The 14883-nt window shown below is 34.3% G+C and carries 7 protein-coding genes; 2 read left to right on the plus strand and 5 right to left on the minus strand.

The window, feature by feature from the left end; genetic code table 11:
* Positions 1-24 precede the first annotated feature (24 nt).
* Positions 25-1695 (plus strand): glycoside hydrolase family 43 protein, encoded by a 1671-nt coding sequence (locus BM246_RS01610; protein ID WP_074935504.1) that lies wholly within the window; start codon positions 25-27, stop codon positions 1693-1695.
* 63 nt (positions 1696-1758) lie between these two features.
* Here BM246_RS01610 and BM246_RS01615 read toward each other — a convergent pair whose 3' ends face one another.
* The 5 genes from BM246_RS01615 to BM246_RS01635 form a co-directional block, all read right to left on the minus strand.
* The gene (locus BM246_RS01615) at positions 1759-2274 is read right to left on the minus strand and encodes a hypothetical protein (RefSeq protein WP_074935505.1); all 516 of its coding nucleotides are present in this window, start codon (positions 2272-2274) and stop codon (positions 1759-1761) included.
* 2 nt (positions 2275-2276) lie between these two features.
* Entirely contained in the window at positions 2277-5018 is a 2742-nt protein-coding gene (locus BM246_RS01620) for an alpha-L-rhamnosidase (protein WP_074935506.1), read from the minus strand.
* A 113-nt stretch (positions 5019-5131) separates the two neighbouring features.
* The gene (locus BM246_RS01625) at positions 5132-7897 is read right to left on the minus strand and encodes an alpha-L-rhamnosidase (RefSeq protein WP_074935507.1); all 2766 of its coding nucleotides are present in this window, start codon (positions 7895-7897) and stop codon (positions 5132-5134) included.
* A 296-nt stretch (positions 7898-8193) separates the two neighbouring features.
* Complete coding sequence (locus BM246_RS01630; protein WP_074935508.1) at positions 8194-9696, minus strand: RagB/SusD family nutrient uptake outer membrane protein; 1503 nt, start codon at positions 9694-9696, stop codon at positions 8194-8196.
* A gap of 28 nt (positions 9697-9724) precedes the next feature.
* Positions 9725-12826, minus strand: coding sequence for a SusC/RagA family TonB-linked outer membrane protein (locus BM246_RS01635; RefSeq protein ID WP_175489762.1), 3102 nt, complete (start codon positions 12824-12826; stop codon positions 9725-9727).
* Between the two features lie 442 nt (positions 12827-13268).
* On the opposite strand from BM246_RS01635, the gene BM246_RS01640 reads away from it, so the two are divergent.
* The gene (locus BM246_RS01640) at positions 13269-14873 is read left to right on the plus strand and encodes an arylsulfatase (protein WP_074935510.1); all 1605 of its coding nucleotides are present in this window, start codon (positions 13269-13271) and stop codon (positions 14871-14873) included.
* Positions 14874-14883 lie beyond the last annotated feature (10 nt).

The raw sequence follows: 14883 nt of genomic DNA on the forward strand, positions 1-14883 counted from the left end.
TAACTTATCAAAAATTAATAAAAAATGAAACGATTTTTAATAATACTTATTATTATTGCTTCCCAACATATAATAACTGCACAACAAACGGGTAGTTGGGGAGATCAAGGCGATGGAACTTACAAAAACCCAATACTTCAAACCAATTACCCTGATAATGATGTGATTAGAATGAGAGATACATTTTATATGATGTCTTCTACTAACCACTTTGTGCCAGGTATGGTTATTTTAAAATCAACAGATTTGGTCAATTGGGAGTTTTCAAACCATATTATGAATGCACCAGTAGATTATGATGAAAATTTTAGTATTACTCAAAAAAGAAAATTAACCAGTAGAGGAAACTGGGCAGGTTCTTTTGGATATAATGGGGAAGAATACTTTGCCTATTGGTGCTACAACAAACGAAACATAAAACCTGGAGGTACACATATTATAGTCTATTCTAAAGCGAAAACGATGGAAGGACCATGGAGTATCCCAAAAGAAATTACTTGGGCAGATGGTAGTCATATAAACACCACTGACCCTGGAGTTTTTTGGGACTTAGAAACTAAAAAGGCATGGATAGGGCTATGGACTCATGGAGAAGTGAGAATTTATCCTATGACATGGGATGGGACTGAAATATTAGAAAATAAGGGAGAAGGAATTCTCGTAACAAATACTTATCAAGGAGAGGCTGTAAAGATCTTTAAGTACGAAAACATGTACTATGTTTCGAATGTTTATGTAGAAAAAGATACTGAAGGCAACAGACTTAGAATGGGAGCTATTCAACGATCAAAAAACATTGAAGGTCCTTGGGAAGGAAGACTTAACTTAGAAAATGGAAATGGAACAAATAGAAACCCTGCGCAAGGAACTTATATTAATTTAGAAAATGGAACAAGTTGGTTTTTGCATCAATTATCTACAGGAACTCCACAAGAAAGATATATGGGAAGACCCCAGTTTCTAGAGCCCGTAATTTGGAAAGATGGTTGGCCAAATATAGGTATTGACACCGATGGAAATGGTATTGGAGAAGTTATTTGGCAACATAAAAAACCAATACAAGAAAATTCAATAAATGCACCTGCATCTGATGACAACTTTGATGGAGCTATATTAGGGATGCAATGGAACTGGCGCTTTAATCCGGATATGTCAAAATGGTCACTCACAGAAAGACCTGGTTTTTTAAGATTAAAGTCATCTGTCCCTTCTTCCTCAAAAAACAACAGTCTAGATGAACTTCCAAATATAATCGGACAACGTTTAATGGGGAAATACGATAATGTCATGACGACCAAAATAGACCTTTTCGGAATGGCAGATGGACAAGAAATTGGATTTCATATTTCTTCACAACTAAACAATGCTATCGCCTTAAAGAAAGACAAATCTGGTAGGTTACAGTTGTTATTTAGGTCTGGAAAAAATGATGCTCCTACCATTCAAAAAGGTAAGTTACTAGATACTAAAGAAATATGGTTTCAAGCAAAAGTAACAGATGGATTGGCAACTTTCTTTTACAGCCTAGATGGAAAAAAATTCAAACCATTTGGAAAGGAAGTTCGTTTATTATTTACTGGATTCACACCTTGTATGGTAGGGTTTTACTGTCTGAATTCTGAGCCTAAAGGATTTATAGATATTGATTGGTTTAAATATGACTATGACGGTCCAAAAGGTGCTATAAAAGATTAACTCATAGAAATACTAAACGAGAATAACACCTCCTGTAAAAGGCAGATACAAACCATATGATTCCTAATAAAACTGAGAAAGAAAGTCTACCCCTATTTTTGAAATTTCAGCATCAATTTCCGCTGGAGCACCAGAGAAACTAGCTATTAAGTAACCGCAGGCCACTTTCTTAATCACACCGCCTTTATAACCCAATTCCCCAATTAATGGTTTCCTTCTAACGCTTCCCGAATTTTGAAGTGTCAAAGCCATTTCTGAGGCCTTAGCGCTGGCTACCGCCAAAAAATTATGTTGTTTTGTACTAAGAGTTCCCACAACCTTCATTCTTGAATTCCAATATTCAGATTGTACTCCAGGAACAAAAGCTATAACAGCCACACCTTGCTCTGAATATTTTTCTGCTGTGGTTTCCATAACAGCTAAACATGCTTCCACTTTTTGATTAAAAATCTCATTACCTAAACATTCTTTTTCTAAATTAACGTATACGGTCGATTCTTTTTTGGATTCATTAAAAGTGTAAAATCCAATTACAGCTATGGCTAAAAAGAAAATTATAAAGACTGTTTTTTTTGTCATTTTTATATTTTTTTCATATTAATTAAATAAGTACCTGAAGAAAACGAGCCTAGATTCGTGAAATCAGAAGATAGATCAAGATTATTTAACGCTTTACCATTTAAGGTAATTGAAACACCTTTACCATAATTTGGAACATGTATCTCTCCAGTTGAATTTTGCGGAATTTGAATTCCCCAAAAAAAACTATCATCTATGTTTTTCCAAGCACTTTTAATCATACCATATCTTGATTCATATGAGGCTTCCGTTTGATATATTTGTTGTGTTAAATAGGGTTTGAAAATTATTTTTTTAAATCCAGGTTCTTCTTCAGAAGGATTTATTCCTGCTATACCCGAATAAAACCAAGCATCAAACCCGCCTTGCATGGGGTGGCTATGACTTCTTAGCATTAATTTATCATATTCATCAGGATTCGTAGTAACTGGCAAGATTTCCCATAGTGTAGTCGCATCATAATGTGACCACATAGTTTCAAAACTATGATTACCTTTTTTAGTTAATAATTGGTAGGCTTTGTCTTCATAACCATTTTCGCATAGGGCTTGAAAAATTCTAGAAATTCCAAAAATACCAGTACTTAAAAACCCATTGTGATTTTCGTTACTATCATCAACAATAGCTTTTGCTACTTTTGTTTTATATGCTTCTGGTGTGATACCAATTTCTAAAGCCATACTATTTGCTGTTTGGCTACCATAAGTTCCTTTTTGTTTATCTAAAAATGAAGTATTAAAACGTTCTTTAAGTTCTTTCTCTAAAATGGAATACTTTGCTTCATCATCTTTGTAGCCAAGTGTTTTTGCCGTTTTTCTCAATATGGATACATCTAAAATATGGAATGCGCTAGAACTCACGGGAACTGGACATTCAATACTACCCGTTCCTTTAGGAGGACACCAATCGCCTAAGCCATGAACGATAAGACCATTTTCTTTTTTAGAACCTACATAATCCACCCAAGTGGTCATATCCTTATAAAACTCTTCTAGCACACCTTTATCGCCGTAATACGTATATAAATACCATGGTAGTTGCACTACAGCGGTTCCCCAATCTGGAGAAGCAGTTCCACTAGTTCGCCTTCCGGGAGCAATCATGGTTGTTATACCTTTTGGTTTTGTTATAATACTACGGTCGTGAAAACCTTTCCCAAAATAGAGTTCTTTCTTTTCATTTCTGCCAGAAGACCTCATATCAAAAGCATACTTGGTCAAAAATTTATGTGCTCCTAAATTATGAATCAGCGTTTTAGCAACAGCATGCGCATCGCCAGTCCATCCACATTTTTCTCGATGCGGACAATCTGTTGGAATTCCTTGCATATTGCCTTTTAAAGTCCAAAGCGTTAAGTCATGTAATTTATTAATATTAGGTTCTGATGAATTAAAACTTCCTGTTTTTGCCATAGCAGAATAAATTACCATGCCAGTTAATAAGTCTTTAGATGGTTTACTTTTTAAGCCTGATACTTCGGCATATCTAAAACCATGATAAGTAAATCGTGGTTCCCAAATTTCTAAACCTTCTCCTTTGCAAATGTATTTTTCTGTCTGGATATTTTTAGTAGCTTTGATACCAGTCGATCTAAAATCTAATTCGCCATTCTTACCTATTTCTTCAGAAAAACGAATGGTAATTTCTTGTCCTTTTTCGCCTTTAATTTGAAGTTTTGTCCAACCCGTAAGGTTTTGTCCAAAATCGAAAATAAAGGTTTCTTCTCTTCCAGAAGTCACTTTTACTGGAGCAATACTATCCATAACTTGTATTGGTTCTGCAAACTGCTCCAAAATTTTAGTTGGATGTTTTGGACTAAGCATTGCATTTTTCCATCGTGCGTCATTTTCAAGATTTGATGACCAATCATCAATTTCTTGTCTGGCATCGTAATGCTCGCCTGTATAAATATTTGTATAGGTAATTGGCCCTTCTGTCCATTGCCAAGAATCATCAGTACTTATAGTTTCCTTACTTCCGTCTTTATAAAATAGTTCTAATTGACCAATTAAAACTGGTTGACCGTAAATCATAGATTTATTCCAAACTACATTTTGGTTATACCACCCATTACCTAGCATAACACCTAATACATTTTCTTTTTTTAATTGCTCCAAAGGAATATCATAAGCGGTGTAAAACATATAATCGTTAAAATTAGTCTGAGCAGGATCTAATACGTTTTTCCCTATTCTATTTCCATTGATATACGCTTCGTAAAAACCAGGTGCTGCAATATAAAAACGCACAAAATCTACGTTTTCATTTTCTTTAATATCGAAATTTTTGCGTAATAATGGTAGAGGCGCATCTAACTTATAATTATAGGTAATCCATTTAGCGGACCAATCTTCAGGATAATTTAACGGCGTAATTAGTTTTTCAGGTGTACTCCATTTTGATGGATTATTATTTTTGTCCCACACTTTAATCTTAGAGAAATAAACATGTCCTCCCTTTAAAGCTTTACCAGAGTAAGGAACAAAAGAATGCGCTTTACTATATATTCTTCCAGAGTCCCAAACAATATGATTTGAATTATTTTCTTCTTTACTTATTGAATAAACAATGATTTGATACGCCTTTTGTTCTTTTGCTTCATCTGTTTTTATTTTCCAACTAAACGTAATCGAATTATTAGCGAGCGTATTTAATTCTGTTTGATGAGCTATAGCATATTCAATAGGTTTTTGACAACCATAAAGCATTGAAAGTATAAATAAAAGAAAAGTATTTTTCGCCATTATTCTTATCATTTTAATAATATCTTATAAAGATTATGATTATATTTTTAAAATGTATCCTGTAGTATACTTGACAACTATAACAATTAATTATAGTTGTCAAGATATTTATATTACCTCATTTTTGTGCTAAATGAATAGTTCCCCGATCCAATTTCAAGAACGGTTTCTTTCTCATTAGATTTCAATACTTTTATTTCAGATAACTTTGAGATTGATTTATTATTCTCCTTAATATCAGACACTTTAGAAGTTGGAATATAAACTTTAGCTTTTGTATTTACTGGAATTTCAATATTCATGATGAGTCTATTTCCTTTCCAATTCCATGCAGAAGAAATCATACCATTTATGCTTTTATAACTTCCGTTTATAAAATCCATCTCTTTACTTATTGCTGGTTTTATAATGATGTTTCTATAACCAGAATCTTCTGTATCGATACCAGCAGCATGCAAAAACATCCACTCTGCTACCGAACCAAATGCATAGTGACTAAAAGAATTCATTTTTCCATTCAAATCTGAATTCCCAGCTTCGTCTTTAGTATAACTATTCCAACGTTCCCAAATTGAAGTACTGCCATTTTCTACGGAATACCCCCAACTAGGATATTCAGTTTGTTTAAATAATTTGTAAGCGAGATCATCGTAACCATATTGCGATAAAACTAGCATAACATGTTTAGTTCCCAGAAAGCCTGTAGAAAATTTAAATCCATTTTTCTTTATTTTCTCAGCAAGTCTATCAGCTCCTTTTTGAGCTAGCTCTTCCGGGAATAAATCAAAATATAATGCAAATGCATAGGTAGTTTGTGTATCTTCTGAAGTATAACCCGTATCTAAAATGTACTTTTTAACAAATGCTTTTTTGATATTTTCGAAAAGTGTTTTATACTTTGCAGCATCCTCCTTTTTACCTAGAGCTTCTGCCATTTCAGCCATTAATTTAGCATCAAAACCATAGAATGAAGCACCAACATAACCATGGCTAGTGGTTTCGTTTACAGAAAGCCAATCGCCCCAATTATTACCACCTCCCGGGCGAATAAAATCTGTACTGGCATCAGCCTGAAATTCCATGAATTTTTCCATACCTTCATACATGTACTCCAAAACACGAGTATCATTATACACTTTATACATGTTATATGGAATGATAACACCTGCATCCATCCAAGCTGGAGCATATTGATCTGGTCTTGAATACGGAAATGGCGCAAAGTTTGGGTAGGCTCCATACCAACGTTGTGCATCATCAAGATCTATTAAAAATTTAGTCATAAAAGGGGCAACATCTGCATTATAAGTGGCAGAGCGCATATAAGTTTGTGCATCGCCTAACCAACCTAAACGTTCGTCTCTTTGCGGACAGTCTGTAGGGATATCAAAAAAGTTAGCACTTTGTGTTGTTTTTATATTTTCATAAAGTTTGTTGTTCATTGTATTTGATGAACTGAACGTACTCCCATTATTCTTTATAGAACTTAATACAATTCCCGTTACAGCATCAAGGTCTGGTTTCCCAGGAAAACCTGTTACCTCAACATATTGGAAACCGTGATATGTGAATTTTGGTTGCCACACTTCAACACCATCGCCCTTTAAAATATAGGTGTCGGTTGCCCTTGCTAGTCTCAAGTTTTCGGTTTGTATGTTGCCATCTCTTTTTAAAATTTCTCCAAAACGGAGTTGAATTTTAGTGCCTTTTGGTCCTTGAACTTTTAATTCTGCAATACCTGCAATATTCTTACCTATATCGAAAACATAGGTTCCAGGTTCTGGTTCTGTCATTTTGATCGGACGAATACGCTCGGTGTTTTTTACCAAACCTCCAGGGTGCACTTGTAGTTTCCCATTTGGGTATGTATATACTTTAGGTCTTTTCCATAAATCATCATTATAACCAGGAGCATCCCAACCTGTACTTTCTAGCGTAGCATCATAAACTTCTCCCATTAAAATATCAGCCTCACGTATGGCACCTTGATTAGATTTCCAAGAGGTATCAGATGCAATAATCTCCGTGGTACCATCTTCATATTCTAAATGAATTTGCCCCATAAATGAAGGATTAACACCATAATATTCGCGTACTTTATCCAATTTAACCAATAAACCATAACCTATATATCCAGCATACCATCCGTCTGCAATAACTGCTCCTACGACGTTTTCGCCTTGTTTAATACTCTCGGTTATATCATAAGTTTGGTAATACAAACGCTTGTTATAGTCTGTCCATCCCGGTGCAAAATAATCATCTCCTACTTTACTTCCGTTTAGTCTTAGTTCATATAAACCTAGTGCTGTTGTGTAAGCCGTTGCTTTTTTTACCTTTTTTGCAGGTGTGAATGATTTACGGAGGTATCTAGCTGGTGGCAAGTATAAACTATTGTATTTATCTGTTTTATCATAGCCAACATCGTGACTAATAAAAAGCCCTTTCCAATTTGAAAACTTTAATAACCCCATAGACCAATGTGCTGTTTGGCTCCAGTTAGATTCGGCACTAGATTCGTCCCAAACTTTTACTTTCCAAAAATAAGTTCTATTTGAAGTAAGCGAAATACCGTTATATACAATTTGATTGGTATTATTAGAGGCCGTCTTTCCACTATCCCAAACATCGCCTTCATTTTTATCTAATGCTTTTTGCGAGGATGACACTAATATTCTATATGATGTTTGCGCTCTACCTCTTCCTTCGCCTGATAAAACCCAACTAAATCTAGGTTTTAAAACATCAATGCCTTTTGGGTTAACATGATACTCCAACCGAAGCTCCTTAGCTGTAATCGCTCTGTTGTTAACATCATGAGCAAACAGTAAACTAGAAGATAAAAGTGTAATAAATAAAGTTAAAAATTTAATTTTCATCGGGGTTATTTGTGTTTAAAAGTTGATTGCTTACCTAAACAAGCATATTTTGCTCTATATTATTGAATTCCAATAATTAAAGTAATATTAATCTAATTTCCGTAAAAAAGTATCCTGTAAAAACCTGTATACATTCACTATCATTAATATAAACTCAATGGGGTATCATTATTAAATGGGGACTTAGCGTTGAGTTATTATCATAAAAATCTTCACAAAAAAACACATGTTACTATCAAAAAAAAAGGCTACCTTACAGTAGCCTTTAGTGATTTAAAACATCTTAGAATAAGACATTACCAATCTGGATTATTTGTTAGTATATTGGGATTTGTTTGAACTTCCGCTATTGGTAGCGGCCATAAATTAAAGCCTGCTTTATATTCTGTATGTGTTGGAGAAAAAGTTATATTTTCAGCATGCTGAGATAAAGCCTCTTCAACCTTACCTAACCTTCTAATATCATATACTTCTTGGAATTCAAAGGAAAGTTCTCTATAACGTTCTTCGTAAACATAATCGGAAAACTCAGACTGTGTCATACCTATTGGGGCATCAGTAGCAATGGCTCTACGTCTTACTCTATTTAAAAACCCATAGGCTTTTTCTGTTGGTCCATTTAAGCTGTTTTCAATTTCAGCAGCCATTAACAGTGCGTCTGCATACCTGTAAATAATCATATCTGGATCTCCATCACAACAGGACTGATCGAAATCAACATATTTATTTTGAAAAATACCCCAACGCTCATCATACTCTTCACCTTTATAAGTGCGTATAACACCTGTATTATCTTCATAAGAATACAACATGGTAACATCTCTTCGCTCGTCCGTTTCTTCAAAAGAATCATAAAACTCTTGGGTATATCCACCATGAAATTGCCCAATTCCTAACGAAGGATCAAACCTGTTACTTGCTCCCCAAACATGACCAAAAGCCGTACCTTGATCTGCAGAAACCTGTGTTTGTTGCATCGCAAATATGCGCTCATTATTATTATCAACTCTTATAGCGTCTTCATAACTACTTAAAAGGCTATACCCTTGAGGCGTATCTTCTAAATTAAGCACTTCTTGTAATTTGTTTTGAGCTAAGGCCATAGTTGTAGGATCTTGCAAAGGCAAGCCAGCCATTGTTAAATACACTTTTGCTAGTAAAAACTTAGCAGTAGCTTGAATAGGCCGTCCTATTTCTGTTTCGCCACGCTTAATACTAGGTAAACCTGTTTCAGCATCTTGTAAGTCTAAAATAATTTGTTCGTACACTTTAGCTATTGCAGTTCTTGGTAGTTGCGCCCCTACAACCGTAGTTGTAGGCTCTAAAGGCAGTGGTACATCTCCAAAAAGTTGAACTAGATTAAAAAAGGACCATGCCCTTAAAAATTTAGCTTCAGCAATTATTTCTTTACGCTTAATTTCTTCTGCTTCACTTTCAAATTCTCTTCCTTTTAGTTCGGACATAACCACATTAGCCCTAAAAACACCTTGATATAACGGATTCCAAACACGTGGTAAAGAAACGGCATCACTTGCGCTTGTAGTATAGTTACCCCACATTCTTCTCCAAGGAACTCTGGCAACCATTTTTGGAGAAGGCATTACCGCTAAAGAGGCCAAACCAAAATCGAAAAGACTTACAGTTCTATTGTATGAATTATAAACCGAGGTTAATGCTACTTCTGCCTCATCTGCATTTTGATAAAAATTTGATGGGCTAATTTCTGAGTACACCTGTTCATCCAAATCTGAACACGCTACAAGCCCAAAAAATAGAATTATATATTTTAATTTTTTCATTATTATTTTATTTAAAATTAGACAATGATTATAAACCAATATTAAGACCGACTGTGAAATTTTGAGCTCTAGGATAAGAACCAAAATCAATACCTTGAGAAAGATTATTTCCACCACGTATATTAACCTCTGGATCAAATCCTGAGTAATCTGTAATAGTTATCAAGTTTGTGGCTGTAGCATAAACTCTTAAAGAATTTACACCTTTAATTTTTTCTGTTGGAATATTATATCCAAGACTTACATTTTTTAGTCTAATGTATGACCCATCTTCCACAATTGCAGAATTTGGTTGTAAATATTGATTACCAATACGGTCAACATACCTTGGGTTATTTGTAGGATTTTCGGGAGTCCACCTGTTTTCGTACCAATCTTTAAAAACATTATTTGCAGTTCTACCTGTGCTTAGAAAAAGGTTATTAATATTCATTAAATCATTTCCTACTGAACCTTGAATAAATATGCCTAAAGTGAAATTTTTATACGAAAAATCGTTATTCCAACCAAAAATATAATCTGGATTAGTATTTCCAATAATACTTCTATCTTGTCCGTTTATAACGCCGTCCGGAATTCCTTCTGGGCCAGATATATCTTGATACTTATATTGTCCTGGCTCTGGTGTTGTTCCAAAAATAGGCACTGTTGCGGCTCCACCACTGTCAAAATCACTTTCTTGAAGTAAACCTATAACTTTATAACCATATAGTGCACCAAAAGTTTCTCCAACTCGCATAATATTGGATGGGTCGGTAACAATATTTGCTGCGGGTCCAGGTCCAAAAATATCTGCATCTGTATCCCCTAAACTTAAAACAGTTGCTTTATTATTACTCCAATTAAAGTTACTATTCCATTTAAAATCTTTATTATCTACAACATAACCTCCAACTACAATTTCAATTCCTTTATTTTCAATACTTCCAGCATTTGCTGTAATAGAACCTAGTCCGGCAGATGTTGGTAGCGGAAAATTTAATAATAAATCCTCCGTTGTTTTGTTGTAATAATCAAAAGATGCAGAAAATCTATTTTTTAAAACCCCTATATCTACCCCTACATTAAGTTGTTTTGTTTTTTCCCATTCTAAATTTGGATTCCCAATTCTTGTAGGAGCCAAACCTGAATATAGTACATCTCCATATACAGCATTAGCAGTACCTAAAAGTGTTAAAGATTGTAATGGTTGTATGGATTGCGAACCTGTTATACCATAACTTGCCCTAAATTTTAAATTGGACATGATATCGACATCTTCCAAAAACGCTTCATTTGATGCCGTCCAGCCAAAACCAACTGAAGGAAAATAACCCCATTTTTTATTTTCGGCAAAAACACTTGAGCCATCAGCGCGCCCTGTTAATGAAATGTAATACCTTTTATCATAATTGTAATTTAATCTTGCATAGTAAGAAGACAATACCCTTTCAATTCTAGAACTTGTTGGTATAAAAGGAACCAAACCTAAACCGATATTGTCAGTTGCTAAAACATCTACCGGAAAACCATCTACAATAGTATTTAGCCGACGTGTATCATCAATTTGATAAGAATAACCAGCGGTTGCATCAATATTGCCTAAATTAAATGATTTATTATAAGACAAATAAGATTCAACTAAATAATTACTTGAAGAACTTACATTATAAACTGCTCTACTATCTCGTAACGAACCTATTCTTGTTGTTTTTGGAAAAAACAGTTCTCTTCTACTGTTTGAACTAGTAGTTCCTGTAGACAGATTAAAGGTTAAATTATCTGATATTTTATATCTTGATAGTATACTTATAATTAAGTTTTCGTTATAGGTTTCGTTACGGGTATCTGCCAATTCGACTAGTGGATCTGTAAAAAAATTGGTTGTTCCATCACCTTCATCTATATTATCGCCAGGCGTTGCTGTAGGAGAGTTTTTGTAAGCTGAAAAAACTGCTCCCGAATTAATTATGGCTCCAGAACCTTCTCCTGATCTGTTATTTTTTGTACGCACATAATTTACAGATGTACTTGTGGTTAACCTATCGGTAAGGGTATTATCGATATTCAATCTAATATTACCTCTAGAAAAATCAGTAAATTTAACAACACCTCCATTTTCTAAATAGTTAGCCGATAAGAAATATCTAGACTTGTCTCCACCTCCAGATAGCGTAAGCTGGTACCTATTTGTTACCCCTGTTCTCAAAATTCTATCCAACCAATCTGTAGTTGATGTGTTTTCTGGTAATGGTCTTGGGTCTCCATCAAAGGGTAGTTCTGCATCACCGTTTCTTAAGGCTACTTCATTTCTCCATGCTGCATAAGTTGGACCATCTAAAACTTCGGGAAAATCTTGAATATTACTAAATCCTGTTTCAGCTGTAAAATTAATTTGAGTTGCTTGCTGATAGGCTCCCTTTTTTGTTGTTACAATGATTACTCCGTTAGCACCACGAGAGCCATATATGGCGGTTGATGATGCATCTTTGAGAATCTCAACAGATTCAATCTCTGCTGGGTTTAAGAAACTTAAAATATTAGATGAAGTTTGGTTACCATCCCCAGCTCCATTCGCACTTGCTTCAGACCCTGTAGGCATGGGGTACCCATCAATGACTACCAGCGGAGAATTATCTCCCAAGATAGAATTATTTCCTCTAATCCTAATTGTAACCTCTCCTCCAGGCTCACTAGATGTATTCACGATATCTAATCCAGCAGTTCTACCTTGAAGTGCCATATCAAATGTAGGCACTGGCATTGAAGCAATATCTTCTCCTTTAACAGAACCTATAGAACCGACTAAATCAGCCCTGCTTTGTGTTCCATAACCAACTACAACTACTTCATTAAGGCTCTGTGCATCTTCTTCCAAGGATAGGTTAATATTAGATTTACCATTAACAGAGAACTCTTGGGTTTTAAAACCTACATAAGAAAATACTAATATCTGTTCTCCTTTAATCAATTTAATTTCAAAATTACCATCAAAATCTGTTACCGTTCCATTGTTTGTAGTTTTTTGCAAAACATTAACTCCAGGCAAAGGAATACCTTCTTCAGAAGTCACTGTTCCTTTTACAACATTCCCCTGCGCAAACATCCCCAACGAGAATATTATTAAACAGAACGATAATGTTTTTTTCATTTTTTTAATGCGTTTGTTTTTCATCATATCATTTATTTTAGTTTAATTGGTTATTAAGTTGATTGATGTAATAATAAATTGATTTTATTAAAAACGCATCCTGCAAAACCCTGCAAACAAACTAGCAAACAAAGACTTATAAACAATAAATGAAGTAAAAATTGATTTTAAGAAGAAACTTCTAGAGTAAAACAAACGAAGCTTAAATACACAATCTTTATAGGTGCTAACCCTATATAATATTAGGAGAATAACCACAAATTTTTCTTAAACAGATTTTTTTATATTGTAATCTAATAACCCAAAGTATGGCCGTTTACAATTTATTTTTTAGACAAAAAATTAAAAAGCAGGGTATTGCAGGATAACTATATTCTTCTTAATATATAATTTTACATTGCGCTTCCTTTGAAACAAAATTACCGGGCTAAACATTTAAATTATGAACAAAAAATCACTTTTACTTTTTTCTCTTTTGCACTTTACTATTTTATTTAGCTTACAAAGCCAAAACACAGATAGGCCTAATGTTATTTTAATTCTTGCTGATGATCTTGGTTATAGCGATATAGGGTGTTATGGAGGCGAAATAAAAACCCCTGCTTTAGACCAAATGGCAAATGGAGGCATGAGACTAACTAGCATGTATAACGCAGGTATGTGCGTAATTTCTAGAAGCTCTATGTTAACAGGAAAATGGTGGCCCAAAGTTGGTTACGGTATAAAAAACGAAATGAACATTGCACAAAAACTTAAAGCATCGGGATACCGAACAGGTTTAATAGGCAAATGGCACCTTAACGGAGAGCCTAATGATAAAGGGTTTGATTTTTTTTTCGGATTTTTAGGTGGCTATTCTAGTTACTATAAAGGTGGTAAAGATTATCGTATTAATAAAAAACCTTTTAATAATTTTGGAGATGATTTTTACAGCACAGACACGTTTACAGATTATGCTATTGATTTTATAAATCCAGAAAAAAACAAAAACAACAAACCCTTTTTTTTATATCTAAGCTATCAGTCACCACATAATCCTCTGCAAGCGCCAAAGGAACAAATTATGGCACATAGAGGGAAGTATTTAAAAGGATGGCAGGCTATCCGTAATGCCCGAATAAAAAATCAGATTAAATTTGGAATTATAAACAAAGAAACTCCATTACCAGATTATCCTAAAAATTTACCCAATTGGGATACTTTAACTCCAGAACAGAAAGATTTGGAAGATCTACGCATGTCAGTATACGCCGCCATGGTAGAGCGTATGGATAATGGTATAGATAAACTATTACACGCACTAGAAGCTAATGGCCAAATAGAAAATACGTTAATTCTATTTATGAGTGATAATGGCACCGACTCCTTTTCTGTAATGGATGATGTGATGCTAAAAAAAGGATTACTACCAGGCGATGTAGGCTCTAATTACCAACCAGGAACAGGATGGGCTTATGCTAGTGTTACCCCTAATAGGCTATATAAAATTAGCCAACATAATGGAGGTGTAAAAACTGGAGCAATTGCGTATTGGCCTAAAGGAATTAAAAAGAAGGGGACAATATATACTGAAGACCTACATATGGTAGATATTATGCCTACAATTTTAGATCTTACAAATTCCTATAAAAGAGACACAAGTATATCAGATAATTATGTAGGAGAATCGTTCTCATCATTATTCAAAGGGCAAAAGTTTAATAGAAAATCAGCATTATATTTTCAATTTATGGATAATAGAGCCATACGCACAAAAAACTACAGTTTAGTTGAAGTAGATGGTTCTGGTTGGGAAATATATAACACCAAAAAAGATCCTTTAGAAACAAATGATTTATCTGAAAGACTCAAGAAAAAAACAAATAAATTAGACAAAAAATGGTTAAACTGGTGGAAAGAACAAAGTAATGAACCTAGCTACACTCCCAAAAGCACAGCTACTAGTATACATTACAAACCTCAAGGAGATAAAGGTTCTGGCCGCCAATATGTACCAACCGCCATGCCAGATAAGCTTAAAGAAAAATATAAAAAAACTAATAAATAGGTTTAATTAT

The sequence above is a fragment of the Algibacter lectus genome, assembly GCF_900112395.1.
GTDB classification, from domain to species: Bacteria; Bacteroidota; Bacteroidia; order Flavobacteriales; family Flavobacteriaceae; genus Algibacter; species Algibacter lectus.